General features: G+C 49.9%; 21 protein-coding genes, 1 pseudogene and 2 CRISPR repeat arrays (1 of these 24 cut by a window edge). Of the genes and pseudogenes, 11 read left to right on the top strand and 11 right to left on the bottom strand.

Annotation, left to right across the window (positions count from 1 at the left end; all coding sequences use genetic code 11):
- Positions 1-1,942: a CRISPR direct-repeat array (repeat unit 30 nt; unit sequence GTTTTCAGCGTACCTATGAGGAATTGAAAC); it reaches 356 nt to the left of the window's first position.
- Between the two features lie 150 nt (positions 1,943-2,092).
- A complete protein-coding gene (locus TPH_RS12040) occupies positions 2,093-3,307 on the bottom strand; it encodes an IS110 family RNA-guided transposase (RefSeq protein WP_015051472.1) in 1,215 nt (404 codons plus the stop codon).
- 392 nt (positions 3,308-3,699) lie between these two features.
- On the opposite strand from TPH_RS12040, the gene TPH_RS12035 reads away from it, so the two are divergent.
- Positions 3,700-4,938, top strand: coding sequence for an IS110 family RNA-guided transposase (locus TPH_RS12035; RefSeq protein WP_015051471.1), 1,239 nt, complete (start codon positions 3,700-3,702; stop codon positions 4,936-4,938).
- A gap of 565 nt (positions 4,939-5,503) precedes the next feature.
- Positions 5,504-6,192: a CRISPR direct-repeat array (repeat unit 30 nt; unit sequence GTTCTCAGCGTACCTATGAGGAATTGAAAC).
- A gap of 290 nt (positions 6,193-6,482) precedes the next feature.
- On the opposite strand, the gene TPH_RS16650 is transcribed toward TPH_RS12035, so the two are convergent.
- From TPH_RS16650 to TPH_RS15230, 7 genes and pseudogenes are all read right to left on the bottom strand, one after another.
- The gene (locus TPH_RS16650) at positions 6,483-6,596 is read right to left on the bottom strand and encodes a hypothetical protein (RefSeq protein WP_408033298.1); all 114 of its coding nucleotides are present in this window, start codon (positions 6,594-6,596) and stop codon (positions 6,483-6,485) included.
- 260 nt (positions 6,597-6,856) lie between these two features.
- Positions 6,857-7,018: pseudogene (locus TPH_RS16645) on the bottom strand (transposase); the annotation flags it as partial.
- A gap of 170 nt (positions 7,019-7,188) precedes the next feature.
- Positions 7,189-7,512: a transposase gene (locus TPH_RS12025; RefSeq protein WP_015051469.1), complete on the bottom strand. Its 324-nt coding sequence runs from the start codon at positions 7,510-7,512 to the stop codon at positions 7,189-7,191.
- A gap of 40 nt (positions 7,513-7,552) precedes the next feature.
- Positions 7,553-7,750: a hypothetical protein gene (locus tag TPH_RS12020; RefSeq protein WP_015051468.1), complete on the bottom strand. Its 198-nt coding sequence runs from the start codon at positions 7,748-7,750 to the stop codon at positions 7,553-7,555.
- A 280-nt stretch (positions 7,751-8,030) separates the two neighbouring features.
- Positions 8,031-8,360 carry a CopG family antitoxin gene (locus tag TPH_RS12015; RefSeq protein WP_015051467.1) on the bottom strand — a complete coding sequence of 110 codons (330 nt, stop codon included), beginning with the start codon at positions 8,358-8,360 and terminating at the stop codon, positions 8,031-8,033.
- Positions 8,357-8,638, bottom strand: a complete 282-nt coding sequence (locus TPH_RS12010) for a BrnT family toxin (RefSeq protein ID WP_015051466.1) — start codon at positions 8,636-8,638, stop codon at positions 8,357-8,359. The genes TPH_RS12015 and TPH_RS12010 overlap by 4 nt, the downstream gene beginning before the upstream one ends.
- 144 nt (positions 8,639-8,782) lie before the next feature.
- A complete protein-coding gene (locus TPH_RS15230; protein ID WP_148275911.1) occupies positions 8,783-9,025 on the bottom strand; it encodes a hypothetical protein in 243 nt (80 codons plus the stop codon).
- A gap of 149 nt (positions 9,026-9,174) precedes the next feature.
- On the opposite strand from TPH_RS15230, the gene TPH_RS12005 reads away from it, so the two are divergent.
- From TPH_RS12005 to TPH_RS11990, 5 genes are all read left to right on the top strand, one after another.
- Positions 9,175-9,423, top strand: coding sequence for a hypothetical protein (locus TPH_RS12005; protein WP_015051465.1), 249 nt, complete (start codon positions 9,175-9,177; stop codon positions 9,421-9,423).
- Positions 9,423-9,764: a type II toxin-antitoxin system PemK/MazF family toxin gene (locus TPH_RS12000; protein ID WP_015051464.1), complete on the top strand. Its 342-nt coding sequence runs from the start codon at positions 9,423-9,425 to the stop codon at positions 9,762-9,764. The genes TPH_RS12005 and TPH_RS12000 overlap by 1 nt, the downstream gene beginning before the upstream one ends.
- A gap of 754 nt (positions 9,765-10,518) precedes the next feature.
- Entirely contained in the window at positions 10,519-10,890 is a 372-nt protein-coding gene (locus TPH_RS16640) for an ATP-binding protein (protein ID WP_155990803.1), read from the top strand.
- A complete protein-coding gene (locus tag TPH_RS16635) occupies positions 10,788-11,141 on the top strand; it encodes an ATP-binding protein (protein ID WP_456243261.1) in 354 nt (117 codons plus the stop codon). The genes TPH_RS16640 and TPH_RS16635 overlap by 103 nt, the downstream gene beginning before the upstream one ends.
- Positions 11,134-11,433, top strand: coding sequence for a hypothetical protein (locus TPH_RS11990; RefSeq protein ID WP_015051462.1), 300 nt, complete (start codon positions 11,134-11,136; stop codon positions 11,431-11,433). The genes TPH_RS16635 and TPH_RS11990 overlap by 8 nt, the downstream gene beginning before the upstream one ends.
- A gap of 366 nt (positions 11,434-11,799) precedes the next feature.
- Here the strand turns inward: TPH_RS11990 and TPH_RS11985 are convergent, their stop codons facing one another.
- Positions 11,800-12,021, bottom strand: coding sequence for a DUF378 domain-containing protein (locus tag TPH_RS11985; protein WP_015051460.1), 222 nt, complete (start codon positions 12,019-12,021; stop codon positions 11,800-11,802).
- 466 nt (positions 12,022-12,487) lie between these two features.
- Between TPH_RS11985 and TPH_RS11980 the strand changes: the two genes are divergently transcribed.
- The 3 genes from TPH_RS11980 (at position 12,488) to TPH_RS11970 (ending at position 16,211) form a co-directional block, all read left to right on the top strand.
- Positions 12,488-14,152 (top strand): FAD-dependent oxidoreductase, encoded by a 1,665-nt coding sequence (locus tag TPH_RS11980; protein WP_015051459.1) that lies wholly within the window; start codon positions 12,488-12,490, stop codon positions 14,150-14,152.
- Between the two features lie 220 nt (positions 14,153-14,372).
- The gene (locus tag TPH_RS11975; RefSeq protein WP_015051458.1) at positions 14,373-15,605 is read left to right on the top strand and encodes a PucR family transcriptional regulator; all 1,233 of its coding nucleotides are present in this window, start codon (positions 14,373-14,375) and stop codon (positions 15,603-15,605) included.
- A gap of 51 nt (positions 15,606-15,656) precedes the next feature.
- Positions 15,657-16,211, top strand: a complete 555-nt coding sequence (locus TPH_RS11970) for a cytochrome c3 (RefSeq protein WP_015051457.1) — start codon at positions 15,657-15,659, stop codon at positions 16,209-16,211.
- A gap of 153 nt (positions 16,212-16,364) precedes the next feature.
- Here the strand turns inward: TPH_RS11970 and TPH_RS11965 are convergent, their stop codons facing one another.
- Together TPH_RS11965 and TPH_RS11960 are read right to left on the bottom strand one after the other, a co-directional pair.
- On the bottom strand, positions 16,365-16,775 hold the full coding sequence (locus TPH_RS11965; RefSeq protein ID WP_015051456.1) for a HEPN domain-containing protein: 411 nt from the start codon (positions 16,773-16,775) through the stop codon (positions 16,365-16,367).
- Positions 16,772-17,263: a nucleotidyltransferase domain-containing protein gene (locus tag TPH_RS11960; RefSeq protein ID WP_015051455.1), complete on the bottom strand. Its 492-nt coding sequence runs from the start codon at positions 17,261-17,263 to the stop codon at positions 16,772-16,774. The genes TPH_RS11965 and TPH_RS11960 overlap by 4 nt, the downstream gene beginning before the upstream one ends.
- A gap of 961 nt (positions 17,264-18,224) precedes the next feature.
- On the opposite strand from TPH_RS11960, the gene TPH_RS11955 reads away from it, so the two are divergent.
- Positions 18,225-19,418 carry a 4Fe-4S binding protein gene (locus tag TPH_RS11955; protein ID WP_015051454.1) on the top strand — a complete coding sequence of 398 codons (1,194 nt, stop codon included), beginning with the start codon at positions 18,225-18,227 and terminating at the stop codon, positions 19,416-19,418.
- 42 nt (positions 19,419-19,460) lie between these two features.
- Entirely contained in the window at positions 19,461-21,110 is a 1,650-nt protein-coding gene (locus tag TPH_RS11950; RefSeq protein ID WP_028991313.1) for an L-aspartate oxidase, read from the top strand.
- Positions 21,111-21,155 lie beyond the last annotated feature (45 nt).

Genomic DNA, 21,155 nt, shown 5'->3' with positions numbered 1-21,155 from the left:
AATTGAAACCATTTACATCGGCGGAGACGCAACACGGGATATTCCTGTTTTCAGCGTACCTATGAGGAATTGAAACTCTAGGAAAGAAACTGCCGGCGCCGGTGACCAGGTATCCGTTTTCAGCGTACCTATGAGGAATTGAAACGCAGGACAAGGCTGCTAAGGCTATTGCGACCGGTATAGGTTCTCAGCGTACCTATGAGGAATTGAAACTGAAGCAAAGAGGTAAGTTCCATGATTATTATTCGCGTTCTCAGCGTACCTATGAGGAATTGAAACTAAGGGAGAGCCTGTTTAGGCTCCCCCTCTTCCAGTCGTTCTCAGCGTACCTATGAGGAATTGAAACTAAGGGAGAGCCTGTTTAGGCTCCCCCTCTTCCAGTCGTTCTCAGCGTACCTATGAGGAATTGAAACCCAGGCTAACAAAGAGATGACGCTCGTACACCGCGTTCTCAGCGTACCTATGAGGAATTGAAACCCCGGCCAAAATGCGTATATAATGAAGCAAAAACCGCGTTCTCAGCGTACCTATGAGGAATTGAAACCTCCACCGACATAGCGGCGGCAATGGAGATTCTTGAAAGTTCTCAGCGTACCTATGAGGAATTGAAACACGCGAGCTGGGATACGGTTAATGGTGAGGAAGTCCGCACGTTCTCAGCGTACCTATGAGGAATTGAAACATGGTCAAGCATTCGTGCCCGACCAAAAGCTGGGGGTTCTCAGCGTACCTATGAGGAATTGAAACCCTGGGCGGCCAGCTGGTGAAGCGGGAGAAAAACTTGGTTCTCAGCGTACCTATGAGGAATTGAAACCCAGGCTAACAAAGAGATGACGCTCGTACACCGCGTTCTCAGCGTACCTATGAGGAATTGAAACCAACAATGCCAACGATTACAGTGGCAGTGTGCACCGTTCTCAGCGTACCTATGAGGAATTGAAACAGGTTTGCTCACTACGTTGAATAGAGTTTTAGGGGGTTCTCAGCGTACCTATGAGGAATTGAAACTCTTCATCATCCCAAAACTCCCAATCGCCAAATTGAAGTTCTCAGCGTACCTATGAGGAATTGAAACGAGTGTTCTTGTATCTGCCGAGCCACATCCCTACGGGTTCTCAGCGTACCTATGAGGAATTGAAACTCTCCATCTTTCACGCTCAGCTTCAGCGCCAGGGCAATGTTCTCAGCGTACCTATGAGGAATTGAAACCAACGCAGCGGCTTCGCCTTCCGCGCGGGGGGGATGGGTTCTCAGCGTACCTATGAGGAATTGAAACCCCGGTGCCTCAATTCCCCGGCTCTCATTACAACCGTTCTCAGCGTACCTATGAGGAATTGAAACTTGTGCCATAATTGCATTCCGCAATAAGATGATAAATGTTCTCAGCGTACCTATGAGGAATTGAAACTATCTGTGATATACCGTTTCGCCTAAACTGGCATAGTTCTCAGCGTACCTATGAGGAATTGAAACCCTTCCCATACATACTCTTTATTTGTTCTATCAACTCAGTTCTCAGCGTACCTATGAGGAATTGAAACACTGCATAGCCCAGGCGAGAACGACCTTGCCAGCATTGTTCTCAGAGTACCTATGAGGAATTGAAACGGCCATGAGCGGGCAAGCACCACCTCGGATATTTATGCGTTCTCAGCGTACCTATGAGGAATTGAAACTTCTAAGGATAGCGACAGATTCGTGCGACGTTTCGAGTTCTCAGCGTACCTATGAGGAATTGAAACACTTTTGCATCTTAACCTTCTCATGTTTTTCTTTCCGTTCTCAGCGTACCTATGAGGAATTGAAACCAGGGACTGCTCAGGGGAACTGACTTCGACACAGAAGTTCTCAGCGTACCTATGAGGAATTGAAACGGTTTTGGGGGCGTCGCTTTATGCCCCCAATGTGCAGAGTTCTCAGCGTACCTATGAGGAATTGAAACTCCTGACGGCGTGGTTTATGCATACAAGGAATATTATGTTCTCAGCGTACCTGCCCTGAAAATTAGCTTCACAAAAAAGGCAATAATCAAGCAGACCCTAGGCATTAAAGGGATAATGAGACTTAAAAACGAATAAAACTAAGAGCTCGATTATGCAACCTCGATGCTCACACGATAACCCAATTGTTCTAATTGCTTAACAGCACGATTGACAACCGCTTTAGAATTTCTTTTCTCAAAATAGTCACCGCCGAGATCATGATAAGGCACTCTTCTAATCAACATGTAATAAACGCTGACCAAAATAGAATGAGCAACAGCAACAGCAGCCCTGTTAGCGCCTCTTCTGGCAGCAACACGGTGATACAGAGCGGAAAGGTAGGTGTTTTTAGTGCGGGAGGCAGCCCTGGCAGCCTGGATCAAGGTAGTGTGTAACAGCGTATTACCTTTGGTTGTTTTACCGCTCTTGCGTTTACCGGCGCTTTCATTATTGCCGGGGGCCACCCCTGCCCATGAAGACAGGTGAGCTGCGGATGGAAATCGTGACATATCTGCACCTATACAGGCTAAAATAACTTGAGAGGTTCTTCTCCCAACTCCTGGAATAGTATCCAAAAGAGCCAGCTCTGCCTCAAAAGGGCGCATCCGCTCCTCGATCTGTTGATCAAGGCGTGCAATTTCCTGATCAAGATAATCGATATGGCGCAGTTGGGCTGCTAAAAGCAATCGCTGGTGTTTTCCCACCAATCCAAACAGGGCTTGCTCCAGTTGCTCTTTCTTTTTCTTTAATTTCTTTTGTGCAAAGTCTGCGAGAACAGCGGGATCATCGATACCGGAAATGATACCTTCGATCATCGCCCTGCCGGAGACGCCGACAACATCTGTTGCCACTGATGACAGTTTAATCCCGGCGCCTTCCAGCGTTTTTTGGATACGGTTAACTTCCCTGGCACGTTCTTCGACGAGGCTTTTGCGGTAACCGACCAGTTCCCTTAATTCCCGCTGTTCTCTGTCAGGAATGTAGCTTCCTTTCAAAAGACCGTGGCGCAAGAGGTCTGCAATCCATTCGGCATCTTTGACATCGGTTTTGCGACCTGGAACGGCTTTAATATGCTTGGCGTTGACGACCAGGAGTTCCAGCTGATACTGTTCAAGGATATTATAGATCGGCTTCCAATAAACCCCGGTACTTTCCATGGCCACATGTGTACAGCCTTTGCTGGTAAGCCAGTCAGCCAGGTTTAAAAGATCTCTGGTCATGGTACCAAATGTTCTTATTTCCTTTTCATCTGGCGTAATAACGCAGGCAACGACAGAGTTTTTGTGAACGTCCAAACCACAACAGTACGGGAACACGACATCCATCAAAGATCCTCCTCGTAAGATAGTTTTTGTAACACCAATTGATCCAGCCCTTAAAAGAAGCCCGGCTTGGATCAAAAATGCTCCTTGACAACTGGAAATTGGGTATTCACTTTTGGCGGTGTTCCAGGCAAAATGTAGTCGTGAGATTATGTTCTGGGTAGGTGTTGTCCTCCTTGAGGTCCGACCTCTTAGAAAGCCTGACCCCCAGCCCATAACCTGTACCCCTGACACGTAAGTTGCGCAACTTGTCAAGATCCTGTCCAATGGTAGCAGGTTGGATAGAATAAGGTCCTGACAGGAAAGCGTTGTTTCCGGCGAGGCTGTTGACCGGTTATGGTGCCTGGGACCCCGCATAATCTTGCACAATTCCTCCCTGGGAGGGGGTGAAACTGATGAAACTGTTTGTCGGTATCGATGTCAGCATGAAAGATTTCAAGGCCCGGATGTTCGACGCAGAGGGCGAGGAGATCGCCAAGCGTATGCGTTACAAGAACGACGATCCGGGAGCCGAGTCCTTTGTTAAGTACCTGGTGGAGATCTGCGGCGCCAACGAAGTTGATTCCCTGCGGATCGGCATGGAGTCCACCTCTGTCTATGGCTGGCACCTGCAGATGCGCCTGGCTGGTGAGCCTTTGCTGGCTTCCTTTCACCCCCAGGTGTACGTCTTCAATCCCAAGGTGATCGCCAACTTCAGAAAACAGTACGTCGATATTCCAAAGGATGACTGGTTCGACTGCCTGGTGATCGCCGACCGGCTCAGGTTCGGACGGCTGCCCGAGAGCTGCCAGGTGGACTTCCGCTACCTGCCCCTCCAGCGGCTGACCAGGTTCCGTTACCACCTGATCCAGACCATCACTCGGGAGAAGAACTACTTCCTGACCAACCTGTTCCTGAAGTTCAATACCATCTGCCAGGACAAGGTGCTGAGCGACATCTTCGGGGCCACCTCGGAGGCGATCCTGACCGAGTTCCTTTCTCCGGAAGAGATTGCGGCACGACCGCTTGATGAGTTAATTGACTTCCTGATGGAGAAGGGGAAGAGTCATTTCTCCAACCCCGAAGCTACGGCCAAGGCCTTAAAGCATGCCGCAGCCTGCGCTTACAGGCTGCACGGAAGCCTCCTGGAGCCGGTGAACCTGATCCTGGCCACCAGTTTGCAGACCATCTGCACCCTGGAACAGCAGGTCAAGAGTATTGACAGGGCGATTGAGAAAGAACTGTCACACTTTCCGAACACTCTGCAGTCGATGCCGGGCATGGGGCCTGTCTGTACCGCCGGAATAATCGCCGAGATCGGCGACATCCACCGGTTCGACAACGAGAAGGCAGTCGCCAAGTTTGCCGGCCTCACCTGGCGGAAACACCAGTCAGGCGAGTTTGAAGCCGATGACACGCCGCTTACGAAAACCGGCAACGTGTACCTGCGCTATTACTTTGTGATGGCCGCCGACAGCGTGCGTAAATGGGACCCCAGGTTTGCCGAGTTCTATGCCCGTAAGTTTAAAGAGAGTTCCACTCACCACCATCGCCGTGCTTTGGTTCTGACCGCACGTAAACTCGTGCGGGTGGTTGATGCTCTGCTACGCAGCAACCAACTATACGTGCCCCAGGGGCAGAGAAAGGTGGTTTAGGTTTAGTCTGTCGGGTGGCTCTTCTGCTAATAGCAACAGCTTCATAATACCGTATCGACCGTCCAGTAGGGTTTATCCCGAAAGACCACAACGGATAAGACGCTACAGTGCGTGGAGCAGCATGCATATCACCACCTGACTATTGTCTCTCAACCGATGAACCATTTATGTTGCTTTTTTCCATTTACCTCTGGAAACAAGCTTGGTTTGGTATGCGCTTTTTTAGAAAAATTTCTTAGAAATTTTGGTCCTTGGATCTTGACATATTACCGTAAGGCTTTAGCGGCTTTGGATAGTCAGGGCTGGTGCAGTGGCCTTTGAATGAGCAATCTGCCCTGCGTGCTTCCCAGATGGGAGCAACAATCAGTGGTGCACCAGGCCGCTGGGGTCCGTCTAAGTATCGGGCTCAAAGCACCAAGGTATTTCGACCTCGTTACCAGCCGCTGAAGGTTTTATTCGACTAGCACCTATTTTCATCCTCTGTTGGTGTCACCGGAGGTGACATGATTGTCTATGAGGAATTGAAACTATTCCGTTCCTTGCATTTCTTCCAAGCATCCAGAGCGTTATCAGCGTACCTATGAGGAATTGAAACCCAAGGCAGATTATCCCAGGGAATTTGTCCCATGGTAGTTCTCAGCGTACCTATGAGGAATTGAAACCGGCATTAGAGTTAGAAAAAAAGAGGGAGAAAGCAGGTTCTCAGCGTACCTATGAGGAATTGAAACCCGCACCTACGGTTATTGCCGCAGTAACAGCATCAAGTTCTCAGCGTACCTATGAGGAATTGAAACAGGCAATAAAGGATGATGAAGGAGAGGTAAAGGGGGTTCTCAGCGTACCTATGAGGAATTGAAACTCAACTTCTTCCCCGTATACTGCGCCAACCGCGGCGTTCTCAGCGTACCTATGAGGAATTGAAACTTACAAAGGGGGCGATAGTATATGACGCTAACGGAAAGTTCTCAGCGTACCTATGAGGAATTGAAACCGACACCTCCTTAGCGGGCTGAATTTTTATCTGACGTTCTCAGCGTACCTATGAGGAATTGAAACGCGGCCAGGGGGAGAACTCCCTTCAACCCCTCTACCTGTTCTCAGCGTACCTATGAGGAATTGAAACGTGGAGTCGTTCAGGAACAAATAACCGCCAAACCTGGTTCTCAGCGTACCTATGAGGAATTGAAACGCCGGGCATGCCGAGGGGGAGATGAAAGCCAATGCGTTCTCAGCGTACCTATGAGGAATTGAAACCCGTAATCGAAGCAGATGCGGCTTGACCCCCTAAAATTGGACAATTAGTCTTTGTTGCTAACTATTTCATAAAGTATCGTTGAATTGTTTAATCGGTTAATCGGAAGGCGGTGGCCTCGACTGCCACCCCGCAGGTGGTAGGCCAGGAACTACCGACGGGGTGGCTCCGGGGAACATGTAGGCAAGGTGTGCACGCCCCGTCGGAAAACACATTTTATGCGGGGTCCCCGGCCGTCAAGGCTTCCCTGACGGCGCCGCCCAAAGACCTCCAGGGCCCACCAAAGAACATGTTACACTTTTACTGGTTTTAACTCTACCTGGTTGTTTTTCAGCAGTTGATAGCATTCCAGCGGTGGTAAGTATTTAGTTGCTGAATGAATCCGGGTTTCGTTGTAAAAGTGGATGAAGTCGACAACCGTTGCATACGCTTCGGCATAGCTGGTAAACTCATGACGCGAGCATCCTTCGCTTCACAGGACAAACCGATATGGTAAGCTACAATGCAACGGTCAAAAACGTCAATGATCGGCATGATGAAAAAGAATCTATCTTCCCCGGCAATGTAGCCGTATTTAAGATCGGCTTCCCAGAGCTGGTTGGAAGCCGTAATGACCCGGTTCCTGGCCAGCCGGCGGGGGTGTTTGCGCTTTATTTTCCGCTGCGGCCTTAAGATATCCAGTTCCTTGCAAAGCCGGTACACCTTTTTCTTGTTAATGATCAGATGAAACTTTCGGCGCAGGCAGTGGGTTAATTTTAAGTATCCATAGGCAAACCCTTCGGCAGTAATTAATTCGCACAACCATTCTTTGACCTGTTCGTTGCTCACCACCTTGTTATCGCTGGTGAAGGTATAATGGGATTTAGGCCGGCCGCCGGCAAAGATCCTGGGTTTGGGTTGGCGCTTTAAATTAGGGTAATACGTGGAGCGGCTGATCCCGATAATCCGCAAAACCAGGGAGACTTTATATCCCAAAGAGATCCATTTTTGCGCCACGGCTATTTTATCGGGAAGGGTAGGTTCGTTTTTTTTAACAAATCACGAAGAATGGCGATTTCCAGGTCTTTTTCGCCCAGCAGTTTCTTTAGTTGCTCATTCTCCTTTGTTATCTTCTTGTAATCAGGAGGAATACAGGAGCCGTTTGTTCCTGGTACCTCCTTTTGCGGGTAAAATGTGCCGTATCTTTTATAGCACCTAGCCCAGCGGGCGACCAGGCTGGGTGCAATATCATGTCTTCTGGCCACGATCGAGGCATTGCCTGTTTCCAGGGTTTCTTTCACGATCTGCATTTTCATCTCTGGTGAATATTGTTTTCTGTTCAACTAAATCATACCCCCTTACTTAACTGTAACAGATTGTGGTCTAACTGTTCAATCTCGTTAGGGGGCTAAATAGCTTGTAGGTTCCCTTGAGCAACTCTTCCTTTATTTTCGGCCAGTGTTCCTTGAGGTATGGTCGAAGGGATTTTATCTCCATACCGTCTACACCATCCGCTCCTTTGTTGCTCTTTACCCGGCGCAAGGCTCGGAGCATGTTGCTCCGCTCTAACACCTTCTCCATCAGGTCGGTACCGCCTCCGCAGGGTTGCCCCTCTACTCGTGCTCATCCAACTGCTGCTAGCTTGCTTGCCGGTTCCTGTTCGTTGGGGCCGGAGGTTTGCCGCCGGCACACCAATCGGATTCCGCCTCACAACGGACACCTTTGCCTTAAGCTAACGACTACTGCCACCTTCGTCGTTCGGGACTTTCACCTGTAAGCCTTCGCCCATGCTGGGCATGTAAAAGAAGAAAGCCCGGCTTCAAAGCCGGGGCTTGCCTCAGTTTCCGGGGTTTCTCGTTCCTTATCCCTTGCCCTCCATCTCCCTGCGTATCCCTTCTGCTATCCAGGATCGCAGCAGGGTCTGGTAGGGGATGTCCTTCCTTTTGGCGATTTCCTTGGCCGCCTCTATCTGGGACACCCGCAAACGCAGGGTTACGCGCTTTGTTTTGGACGTGGCGGCAAGCTCCGGGTCGGGCTCTGCAGGGTCATCGGGCGCCAGCACACCCCGCTCCATAGCCTCCGCAAAGCTGTGCCTGTCAAAAAACTCGGCGGCTTCTTCCTCGCTGGCGAACTCCGGTATTTCGTCACCTTTAAACTCCGGTAATTCTTTCTTCTTGGCCATGCGCTTCATTCACCTCTCTCCCTCCGGTAATAACGCCTTTCAGAGGTGCTCATATCCCTCGCAGTGATCACACGGATCACATCGCTAGACTTCAAGGCAAAAACAACGAAAAGGTAGTGCCCCGCATCTGTCCGCCCCATCGCCACCTTCAAGCCTGACCGAGCCTTGCGGATCAAAGGCCTGCTGAGGAAGACCTCTTCAACTTCCTCCGGTTTCACATTGTGCCTGGCAATGTGGTTTACGTTGCGGGAATCCCACTCGAAACGCTTTGCTTTCGCCAACTGCACCCGCTTCCATTTTAGGCCTCCGTATTGCTTCTGACAATACACCGATCCAGGCGCTTTCTTCCTGGGGGACGGAAGCGTCCGGTCCCGGTTCTGGTCCCGGCTGCTTCGGCTTTAGGGTCCGCGCCGGACGCTTGCTGGAGCCCCTCACGGCGGCGTCGAAGCAGAGACCCTTGTGCTGGCCCTGCCCCCCTTCACCGGACCAGAGCTGCAGACGCAGACATAGGAGTCCTCCGTTGAAACGCCGCAGTTGGGGTACCTAGAGGTAAAAGCATCCGTGTCCCAGACAAACCCTTTAACCCCGCCGCAGTAGGGGCACCAGGTAGTGGTGCCCAGCTTCAGGTCGGAAGGGAAGCTGCCTCCGGTCGGCTTTTCGACTACATCGGACAAAAACACTTTCTGTCGGAGATCTTTGACGTATGGGCGTGTGCAATACCAACGGCTTCCAGAGGTCGTCCCGAAGAGAACTTTAGTTGACTAAAATGTACACAAAAAGGTATGCTAAAATGGAAACAATGCTGTCTAAGGAGGGATAGGCCGTGCCGTCCACCGTGCGAGTCAGCAACAGGGCGTGGAAGGCACTGAAGGAGATCGCGGAGCAGACGGGGGAAACGATGCAGGGCGTGCTGGAGCGGGCTGTGGAAGCGTACCGCCGCCAGTGGCTGCTTGAGAGGGCCAACAAGGCTTATGCGGCCTTGAGGAGCGATCCGGAAAAGTGGGATGAAGAGGTCGCCGAGCGCAGGGAGTGGGAGGCGCCCCTGGCTGACGGCCTGGAGGGCAGCGAGTGATGGCCTCCCCGCTGCGCGGCGAAGTCTGGCTGGTGGACCTGGACCCTGTCCGCGGGCACGAACAGGCCGGGAAGCGTCCGGCCCTGGTGATCTCGGTAGATGCCTTCAACACAGGGCCAGCAGGACTTGTGATCGTTTTGCCGATGACCTCAAAAGACAAAGGTATACCGCTTCACGTGAAGGTGGATCCCCCTGAGGGGGGCGTAAAGGCAACAAGCTTCGTAAAGTGCGAGGACATCCGTTCGGTCTCAACTGAGAAGCTGGTAGCCAAACTTGGCAGGGTCTCTGCCGAAGCGATGATACTGGTGGAAGATAGGGTGCGGATACTCGTGGGCTTGTAGCTGTGTGTGCCAAAAAAACCGGCGAAACCGCCCGGCCTCTTCAGGCTTTTAGAAGAACCGCTTTTCTAAAAAGCGTAGGGAGCGGCTCAATCGCCCACTCAGTCTGGACCCTGTCGTGGTAGGGCCAGACCCAGCGGGCCTGTTTGACAAGGCCGCGGAACTCGGCGACTTCTTTCGCTCAGCACGAGGGTTTTGTTCTCTCCTTCTTGTTCTCTCTCTTCTAACAGCGCTCTCTCAACCATCATCCGCGGGGCGGGCCGGTGAAGGCTTGCCCCAATCACCATCTTTCGTGAGAATAGGTTGGGCCGATTCTAACCTGAAAGTGCGAAGCTCGGTTTTCCTCAGACCCCCTCACGAAGTGAAACTCTCTTTCCACAGCACCATTTTGTCTTTGTTTCCCTCAGAACGCTGCCATATCTTGACCACCGTCACGCGCTTGCCCGGCGGGATCCAATAGACGTTCACAAAATTTTTGAACCAGATTGCGTCTATGTAGAAGCCTGTGTCTAACTCCGCCACCCGCGCACCGCGTCAGTCGGCCAGCTACATTGCTTCTTGGTGTTCCCACACAGCCACACCGTCTACGGTAGTCCACCCCTTTATGGCCCGGTAACGCTTGCGAGTTTTGCAATGCCGGTGCCGGCCACGAGAAAGGGTTAGTAGAAAATCTTATTGGATGGGTGAGGCGTAGTTTTCTGCCCCCTGTGCCCCGGGTTGAAAGCTGGGAAGAATTAAGCAACATCCCTTTAACAGCATGCCAGAATTTACGAGGAGCACCGGATCTGTGACCGCAGCCAGACAGTTGGTGAGGCCTTCGCAGTGGAACAACAAGCCCTTACGGTGCTCCCCAAATATCAGATGGCTTATGCCGATGTGGAGATCCTGGATGTTGACCCTTTTTCCACCGTCCGTTTTGACCGGAATCGCTACTCAAAACGTCATTATGGTTGGCAACCCCAGTACAGGCAAAACGCATCTATCTATCGGTTTAGGTGTTGCTGTCTGCAGGGATGGCCACCGGGTCTGCTTATTACAGCCCCGGCTCTGGCACCGGAGTTGGCCGAAGCCCAGGATAAATACCAACTGCGCCGCATCGAGCAGGGGATCAACAAAGCGGCTCTTTTAATCGTTGATGACCTCTCATACATTACTTTCAACCGCAGACACTCAGAGTTACTATTCAAGCTCATTGCGGAGCGGACGGAGAGCGCAAGCATCATCAGCACAAACCTTGAATTTTCCCGCTGGACGGAACTATTTGAAGACCCGATGTTAACAATTTATTCTTGCCATAATCTTCTATCGGTCGGTAATAATCCTGGTTTAATCATCATATATTTAAAGGAAAACTTTTTAGGGAGGCGATTAAATGTCTGACGTGATGGATGCCTTTGAGGCTTTTTCTAGTGTCTTAACAGATAATTTCCACAAAAAGAAAGTAAATGTGGAATTTTTCTGTGGGGAATGCTGTAAAAAGGCAGTCAAGGGCAAATTGGAGCATATTGACAGACATGTAATCATTCTAGATGGGGATGAAAAGGATATCAAGGTCATAACCTTTGGGGATAAGGGTCCAATTGATATTGAATTTGTAGAAAAAATCATAATTCCCATTAAAAATATTTGTAGCGTGGAGATTCCTTCTCGTGATGATAAGCGTGAGGATTGATCCGTAATATAAAGAGAAAAACAGCCTCCGGGATTCCAATGGATGTTTTATTTAACCAGCCTAGCTGGGTTGGCTTTAGTATTACCTAAAGAATAATATCTCATGTAACTCTGTCCCATAAGGCCCCGGGGAATATTGTTACCCAAAGTCTTAAAAAGTTATGGATAAAGTCATTGCTTCTTAATGAAAAATCCTATAATATCAAGGGTTTCAAGATGTATCGAAGAAGCCTGAATACCCGAAAAGGGTCTTCTAATCCGTCGGTCGGGGGTTCGAATCCCTCCTGGGACGCCATGAGAAAAGAGAATGGCAAGGGCAAGTTAATCGCCCTTGCCATTTTAGTTGGCCAGAGATTGTTTTTCCGGGTTAAGATTTATTATTTACCATTTCTCGTGGGGTCACGAATAATTTGATCAGCCAAAGTCCCGAGAGCCCCACCAGTACATAGATGAACCTGCTGAATGCCGATAAATCCCCTCCGAAGATCGCTCCTACTAAATTGAATCTTGCCAATCCAATCAGTAACCAGTTAATTGCTCCAATAATAACTAATACAAGTGCTATTCTGTCTACGGTGCCTACATTCACGGTAGCATGCCTCCTTTCAAAGGAAAGGATGCCCGGTTATTAAGACAAATATTCGGCAAGAGGTAATTTTTCTCGGTTAGCTCAAATTTCTTGTCTAAAAAGTCCTAGCAGGAGGTTGAGTATGGCTACCAGAGGGACGATGACCTTTTAAATTATCCGGTCTTTTGTGAAGATGTCATACGCCAATTATACTTTGGCGATATTCATAAGTAAATAAGCTTTATTTTCGGGTAAAAACACAAAGGATGTCGAAAAGTTTGATATAATTCTCTATTACTCTTTATTATTATAGCTATTGTTGTAGCTGGTTGTTGCGAAAGCCATAAAATGGCTAAATGTTCCACATGATAGAGCCAATAAAGATGTTGGGGGGATGGATTGTGGCTCCAATATAGTGTTTAAGGTCGGTTGGATTTTACGGCTGTATTTGCTTTTAATTTGTAATGAGAGAAAGGAGACACAGATCATGGGAAAAATTACACGCCGTACCTTTATTAAAGGGGCAACCCTGGGATCAGCAGGGTTGGCATGTGCAGGCATATTAGCGGGGTGTGGCCGATCAGAGGAAGGCTCGCAGTCATCTCAGATATCGGGTGAAGAAGCAAAGCCGAGTTTTATGAAACCACCGGCACCTATAGCTGACAGCGAGATCAAAGAAACCGTAACAACAGATGTAGTGGTATGCGGGGCCGGCATGGCCGGTTTATGTGCTGCCATTGCCGCTGCCGAAGGTGGAGCCAAAGTTGTGCTTCTGGAAAAGGGCAATTGCACAGGTTTCCGGGGGATGGAATATGGCGCAATTGGCAGTCGGATTCAGCGGCAAAGCGGAATTAATATAAACCGCGATGAGATAATTAATGAAGTTATGCGCTGGGGAGGGTATAAGGCTGACCAGCGTGTGGTTTCACTTTGGGCGGATCATAGCGGTGAAACTATGGATTGGATAGTAGATATGGGTAAGAAGTACGGCATCGAGGCCAAACCTGTTGCGTTAGAAAGACAGGTCATCAATGGAACGTACTTCAAATACTACCCTACAGTTGCATGCGAGTTTATTCCCAATGAAGAAGCTATGGCACAGGAACCGAAGCTGCATTTTCTCACTCAACATGCTCTGAGATATATTTTGGAGAGTGCTATTAAAGATCTGGGTGTAGATCTACGGTTTAAGACACCGGCAGTGCAGCTTATTCGTAAAGGTGAGGGCCGGGTCACCGGCGTTATTGCAAAAAATGACTCTGGCTATATCAAGTTCAATGCTAGCAAAGGCGTTATTCTCTGTACCGGTGATTATGCTAACGACCCGGAAATGTTAAAAACCTATATACCCTCCTCAGAGAACATTTACGGCATTACTTATCCGAGCAAGAACAATACCGGTGATGGTCACAAGATGGGCCTCTGGGTTGGCGCGGCTATGGATGAAGGTCCGCATGCTCCCATGTATTTTGACCAGGGATTGGATGGAATGCCACCCGGCTATAAGCCGGTACCCCTTACCCGTCAGCCCTGGTTGGGGATTAATATCCTTGGTGAACGGTTTGCCAATGAAGACCTTCCTTATGGTTATGTTTCAAATAGTATGCTCAGACAACCTGGATGCATGAAATGGGTTGTGTGGGATGCGAAGTGGCCAGAAGAAGTCGACCGATTTGGCTATATTGTATGCAAGGAGATGAAGCCGCCGCTCCACGATCCCAAGGAAATTGACGATCTCATTAAAAAAGGCATTATCAAAAGTGCTAATACGATTGATGAGCTGGCACAGAAGATGGAGGTACCTGTTGAGACCTTCAAGGCCACCGTGGCAAGGTACAACGAGCTGGCAAAGCTGGGGAAGGACCTGGATTTCGGCAAACGCCCTGAGTGTCTAACGACTCTAGAGAAAGCTCCATTCTATGCAGCCAAGCTGGCGGTGTGTTTGCTAGTTACTTTGGGAGGGCTGAAGGTCAACGAAAAGTTGCAGGTGCTGGACAAGGAGAATAAGGTTATCCCCGGCCTGTATGCGGCAGGTAACACCTCGGGTAATTTCTTCTTCTATGATTACCCCATTAATGTTTGTGGAATCAGCCATGGCAGAGCCCTGACTTTTGGACGGCTCGCCGGCATGAGTGTTATGCAAAATGGTTAGTATAGGCAATAATATCCAGAGCATGGGAGCTCAGCCATTTGGGCTCCCTAAGTTTGGTTATGACCCTCTAGAGACCGTCTAACAATCTTTCTGGAAGATAGGTGACTGATAGACAGCAATAAGCCTCTAATGGCCAGCTTGAATAAATAAGGATATAAATTTTCCTGCCGCTTTGGACGAAAGAAATGATGAAGATAAATCTAAGGGAGTGTGGGCTCCTATGCAGAAAAAAGCACCGTCCGATGTTTATTATTTATTGAATGGAATGTTAGAAGAAGGGCTTTCTTTTATAGCTGCTCATTTGGGAAAGACCATTAAATATCCGGTGGTGTTTACCGATGCTATTGGAAGAATTCACTATCCAGATGAGCCGGGCAGTCCATTACGGCTTGATGATCTGTTTATAGAACTCCCAAGGGGAATGAAAGATCAGGAGTATTACTATGATGCCGATAAGAGAAATCTCTACCTGCGCATCGGAGAGACCCGGGGTACTGCCTATATAGTTATCGAAAATCTTCCCAGATCAATGGTGGCGCAGACGATAGCTGATATAGATGATAAATCCAAGTTAGCTGTTAAATACTATTTTTATAATCTGGAAAAGCTTAGACAGAGCCAGACGAGATTTAAGCAGGAATTAGTAGAGTATTTATTTTTTAAGAGCCAGTTTAATATCAGGGACTACCTTAAATTGATCCAACAGGAACTCCAACTTGATAAGCCTTATATGGCTGCCATTATGAAAGCTGATCAAGCCAACAGTAAGGTTGACTGGGAATTGCTTAGCTCCTACACCGCCCATCATCTTAAGAGAATTGGCCTGGAAATCATCCCACTGTTCTGGAATGATTCTATGATAGCCATTTTTCCGGTCAGTTATAAGAAAGATACCCTGGAGGTCGACCCAGAGTGGGTCAATCAGATTATACAGAATAGCTATAAATTCAGGGATATAGTCAGCAGGATATTTGAACAAGATATCTCTATTGCTTTCGGACAGACCTATATATTAAATGAGCTTCACAAGAGTTTTAATGAGGCACGTATTGCCATGGCTTTAGCAAGACTGATGGGAAAGAAAAAATTTGTTCAACAGTTTGCTGAAATGGGTGTATTTACCTGTATTTTTTCTGCTGATGTTAATTTATTGAGATCTTACACAATAAATACTTTGGGTAAACTATTGGACTATGATCAAGCCAATAATACCCAACTATTGGATACTTTAAGGCACTTGCTGGATAATAATATAAACTGGAAGTGCACTGCAGATCATTTATGTATCCATGTGAACACACTGGATTATCGTGTAAAAAAGGTAGAAGAGTTACTGGGAGTAGATTTTTCCACAATGGAGACCCGGGTTAATCTGTATGTAGCTATTAAAGTGTGGGATGTACTTAACATGACCGGTTTTGGAATTAAAGAAGACAGCGATAAAAAGCAATAAAGCAACCTATCTACAGCAGATAAGAGAACGCACGAATTGGGAGGGTTTCCGGTGAAAAAAAACGATGGAGAGAGGCAAAGTTTTCGCGTAAGAATCTTTAACAGAAGGCTGATTTTTGCAATAGCTCTGCTGGTGATACTCGTTGGGGCAGGTGGAGGTATTTATATGATGAAAGCCGGTGATCATCCAGCCTTCTGCGCTACATGCCATATCATGTCTTATTACGACTCCTGGAATGACAGCAATCTTCTGGTCAACAAACACGCTGAGGAGGGGCTAGAGTGCCACGACTGCCATGAGCCATCTCTGTCAACGCAGCTTGAGGAAGGGATCAAATATATAACCGGGAATTATCAAACACCGCTGGAAAAGCGTGAATTTTCGCAAGAGTTTTGTCTTAAATGCCATGATGATATGGAGAGCGTTAAGGATGCAACCGATTTTGAAGAATCAAACCCTCATGACTCACATTTGGGGGAACAAGAGTGTAACTTGTGCCACAACATGCATCAGCAGTCCCAGGTGATGTGCGCAGAGTGCCATTTTTTTGATTGGATAGATGATCTAGATGATAGCTGGGTAACGGACGAGGTGAAAAATAACTAAAAATTAGGATATTAAGGGCGATGGGTCACAGCATCGCCCTACCCCGATTTCAGGAGCTCAAGCACAAACCGGTAGAAGTTTCCCAGATACTCTATTTGCCTCTTCGTAATACTCCTCGGAATGAGGTAGGGGGGAGATTCCAGGGGTGGATGTTTAATCTGTTATTACCTTCATCGCCATTTCCAGAACGAACCCAGCGTCTTCGATGGCCCGCTCGGCGTCTTCCAGCGTGTACTCTTCCGTGGGAATGAAGTCGACATCCCCGTAAAAGGAAAACTCCCGCTCCTTACGCAGCCACTTGGAGATTTCCGCCAGCCTGTTTGCCTTAGCGGCCACCTCTTGGGGTAGCCGGGAGCGGAAGTCCACGATCAGCCTTCCGACATCATGCTGTTTTGGTGGTTCGACGCCGATCTGCCGCAAGATACCCTTGAGGGCCAGTTCTACCAGTTCCTGGGCTTCCCGCACCACGTCCGAATAGGCATCCTCTTCTAGGAGCACCGAGAGCACCTTGAATCTTTTTCTTGCTTTCAGAAGATAGCTTTGGGCCAGGGTTTTGTTGGTCATATTTCGAACTCCTCACCGGGCTTGTATTTTTCTTTCAGCACCCAGTACCAGGCACCACCCCTGTATACCTTTTTGGCTCCCAGTTCGTCGAGCCTTTTCCTCAGTTCGATTAGATAGTTTCGGAAGAAGGAGTTTTTGTCGTAAAGAATACGGGCGTCGTCCAGCATGTCCAGAAAAATCAGGCTTCCTTTCAGGACATCTCCAGGCTCCTTGATCAGGGGGGAGAGGGATGTTTCGATTCCTTTTTGCCGCATTCTTTCCAGCAGCGGCTGCAGTTTTTCCTCTACCAGTTCGAACTCTCTTACCCGCCTGATCCGGCCGGGGGGGAGGTCGTCCGCTACGATCAACAGATCGATGTCTGAATCCGGGCGCGGCGTATTGCGCCCCACGGAGCCGAAAACGGCCAGGGTTACCAGCCGCTGGCCGTAGACCTCCTCTACGGCCTTCTGCAGTTCTTTGAGGATTTCTTGGAAGCGCTCCAGGTACACTCTTTCCCCTCCGGATGCCGGCGTAAGGTAAGTGCGGCCGCCGTTTCCCGATACCATCATACCATATTTTATCAGGGATAGGGTAACCCCGGCTGCACTGCGAATTCTTATCCTTGTGAAAGCTTCTTCTCGCCTTTCCTCCTTCCGAAGGTGGGACAAGCTGCACCCAAAGGGAACTATGGTACCGCGTTGGTTGCCCTCAGCACCGACGGCAGGATCCTGGAGGACTGAAGGCGCGGACGGTAATAAGGCCAGGGGGAAGGGCTTTAGAGCCGGCAGCGCCCGGCTTGACGCAGCCTCAGATGCGGCCTGCCGTTCCGGCGGCAGGCCGGTTATTATTTCTTTCCTTATGTCCTTAGCAATGCTCTTAGCACTCTTACCGCTCGAGTGCTAATAAATTTAAAAAATTTTTTGAAGGGAGGGAGGAGTTTTATTTTCGGCGGCGAATGGAATATATCAAAAGCATACACAGTGTATACAACGAATCAATCGAAGCCTGGATTTTATGATTTTGACAGGGGTTGCCCGGAAGGGCGGATGAGAGAATTACGCTAAAAAATTCTCTAAAAAATTTTTCGGGATCCGGCAGGAGATCCGGATCTTGTCGGCGAAACAGGTTAAATGTATGGGTGCGGTAGGTAGTCGGCTTTTGGAGAGGAGAGTTCCCCCTAGGACTTAAGCGAACAAGATCCAATTGATATCAGGCTCGAGAGATGAAACTTTATTTTTTACACGAAATTGTATACCAGAAGTATAATCAAAGTATGAGATGGGTATAAAGCAGGAGCTATCGATTATTTTCATCCGCGAGCATCCGTTTTCATTTGAAGCCTCTTGAAGTGATTGGGGCCGGGGGGGAGCAGTACTCAAGCGGCAAAAAGGTTTGTTCCAAGATCTCATTAACGTCATCCATCAACGTCATCAGCATCATCCTGTGAATAATCTCTAAGGAGGAAGAGACATGGCGGATCTGAGTGTAGAAGTAGCGGGAGTAAAGTTTAAGAATCCGGTGATATTGGCATCGGCGACTCCGACGATGGACAGGTATGGGATGAAGAGGGGTATTGACGGAGGTGCGGCGGGAGCCATAGCGAAGTCGCTGTTTGGCGAGAGTGGTAAACTGGGGCGGAAATTTCCGCGGCCGCGGTTCAAACTGTTTGACTACAAAGATTACCCGGGGTATCCGAACGAACTGCCGCACGCCTTCACCCTGCACTCGCTGGAAGAGTGCTCGCACTATGGGTACGAAGAGTACATGGACGACATCAACAAAGCGAAGGACATGGTAGGAGACGAAGGGGTAATCATGGCCAGCCTATCGGGTGCGACCATGGACGAATGGGAGGCCATGTGCAAGATGGTCAATGAGACCAAAGCGGACTGGGTAGAACTGAACGTCTCCTGCCCCTTTGCGGCGGACATGGGAGTGAAGATGGGAGCTGGGGCGGTAGAACTCTGTCCTGAGATCACCAAACTGTGTGCCGGGATACTGAAGAAACCGTTCAGCGTGAAGATTTCGCCGCAGGCAGCGGATCCGGTAGCGATAGCGGAAGAAGTGGAGAAAGCGGGAGCGATGGCGGTCAATCTTTCGGCCCGCTTATCGGGGATCATGATTGACATTGAGACGGCCAGGCCGATTGGTCCCGGAGCCATGGGAGGCTGGGGAGGGCCCTACCTCATCGGCTACGGGCTGAAGATAGTGAGCCAGGCGGCGAGGAGGCTGAACATTCCGATCATAGCCGGATTGGGAGTATGGGACTGGCAGGACATCATCCGCTACACAATGGTAGGGGCCAGTCTGGTGCAGTCTGGTGCGGGGATCATGCTGCAGGGTTACAACATCAGCAAGAAGTGGGTAGAGAACATCAACGCCTGGCTGGACAGCAAGGGCTACAGCTCGCTGGACGAGATTCGGGGGGTGGCGCTGCCGAACATACTGAAGACGAGAGACATCGAGAGGGAGCCGGAAGGGGTACATGCGGTAGTAGACTTCAAGAAGTGCAACAAATGCGGTACCTGCATCAGGAGCTGCTTCTACGCTGCCATCAAGCTGACGAAAGCGGGAGCGATAGTCAACCCCGAGGTATGCGATGGCTGCGGAATGTGCATGGAAGTCTGCCCGCAGAACGCCGTCTCCATGAGCAAGGGCAGATAAGGCAGATAAGCGGCCGGAAAAACGAGAAGCTGGGTGAAAAGCATGGTTGAGTTGAAGTGTGATGTTTTGGTAATCGGGGGCGGAGCGGCGGGAAGCCGCGCCGCCTATGAAGCGAAGCGAAGGCACCCGGAGCTGAACGTAACCCTTGTCGTGGCCGGCAAGTATGGGCTGAGTGGAAGTACCAATCTGATTGCTTCGGAGAGCTTAGGGATCAACGCCCCCTTTAATTACATGGGTGACGGGGACAGCCCCGAAGTCTATCTCCAGGATATGCTGGAAACCGGCGGGGGCTTAAGCGATCCCGTGCTTTGCAGGGTCATTGCCGAAGAGGCGTGTGCCAGGATCGAAGAATTAATGGCCCTCGGCCTGCAATTTGACAGCCGGGACGGACGGCCGGTGCAGAGGAAGTTATCCGGTTGCACCAAGGCGAGGTCCTTAACCTGTGGCGGTTCTACCGGACGGGAAATCGTCGCCGTCCTTAAAAAGGCCAATGCCGCAATCGGCGTCAACGTTCTGGAAAACGCCCGCATCCTGGATCTGGTTCAAGACGACAACGGTCGCGTCTGCGGGGCTGTAGGTTTGGTCGGCGAGGAGCCGCTCCATGTATCTGCAGGAGCGGTGGTGCTGGCTACCGGTGGGGCCGGAAGGGCCTTTAGAAAGAATGTGAACCCGCCGACAGTTGAAGGTGACGGATGGGCGATGGCCTACCGGGCAGGGGCGCGGCTGGTTAATATGGAGTTTTTCCAGATCGGGCCTGCCGTGGTGAAGCCGAGGATAAAGTTCATTATCCACAGCCATATGTGGCGTCTCCGGCCGAAACTCACAAACGCACTGGGTGAAGAGTTTTTGGGGCGTTACTGTCCCACAGGCGTCGATGTCGGGGAAGTAGTCGACGCCAAGGCAATGTCCTATCCCTTTTCGGTGCGGACGATCGCCATGTACCTGGATATAGCGATATTTAAAGAGATCTTGGAGGGTCGGGGGACGCCAGATGACGGGATAATTTTTGATGTGACCCATGCGGGAGAGGAGGTCTTAAGGGTAAAGGCTCCCATCACCTATGAGTTCCTGAAGAATGCCGGGGTCGATCTGGCCCGAGAAACGATTGAACTCGGCCTGGTCGTGCAGAACTTCAATGGTGGAGTCTTGATCGATGCCGACGGCTTCACAGGTGTAGAAGGGCTCTATGCGGCGGGTGAAGTTACCGGCGGAGTCCACGGCTCGGACCGCCCCGGAGGGAACAACCTGATCGACACCCAGGTGTTCGGCTACCGGGCGGGAAGAAAGGCCGCGGAAGCAGCCTTGTGCTTCAAAGAGAAGGGCACCTGCCGGCATGCGCCAAAGGGATTGCCTGTGAAGATCGAGGGAGTGTCCCCTCAGGCCGGTGAGGAAGCAATTCTAGAAAAAAGCGCATATCTCTATTATCGGGAACTGACCGTAGTGCGCAGGGCTCAAGGTCTGAAAAAGGTTTTAGAATTTATCGACGCCCAAAAACGACAGGCGCAGAGCCAGATGCTGATTAACCGTCTCCTGGTGGGCGAGATCCTGGCTTCGGCGGCGTTAGCCAGAGAAGAGAGCCGGGGCACGCATTACCGGGAGGATTTTCCGGCTACCGGCAGTGATTGGGTCAAAAGGCTGGTTGTTTATCGGGGCCCAGACGGTGAGCTGGTAGTGAAGACGGAGAAGCTTTAACAAAGCCCCCCCCTAAACACATTAACATATAATCTTAATGGGCAT

Source organism: Thermacetogenium phaeum DSM 12270 (genome assembly GCF_000305935.1).
In the GTDB taxonomy this organism is placed as follows: Bacteria; Bacillota; DSM-12270; order Thermacetogeniales; family Thermacetogeniaceae; genus Thermacetogenium; species Thermacetogenium phaeum.
Note: the sequence above shows the minus strand (reverse complement) of the source record. Positions and strands in the feature narration are given on the sequence as shown.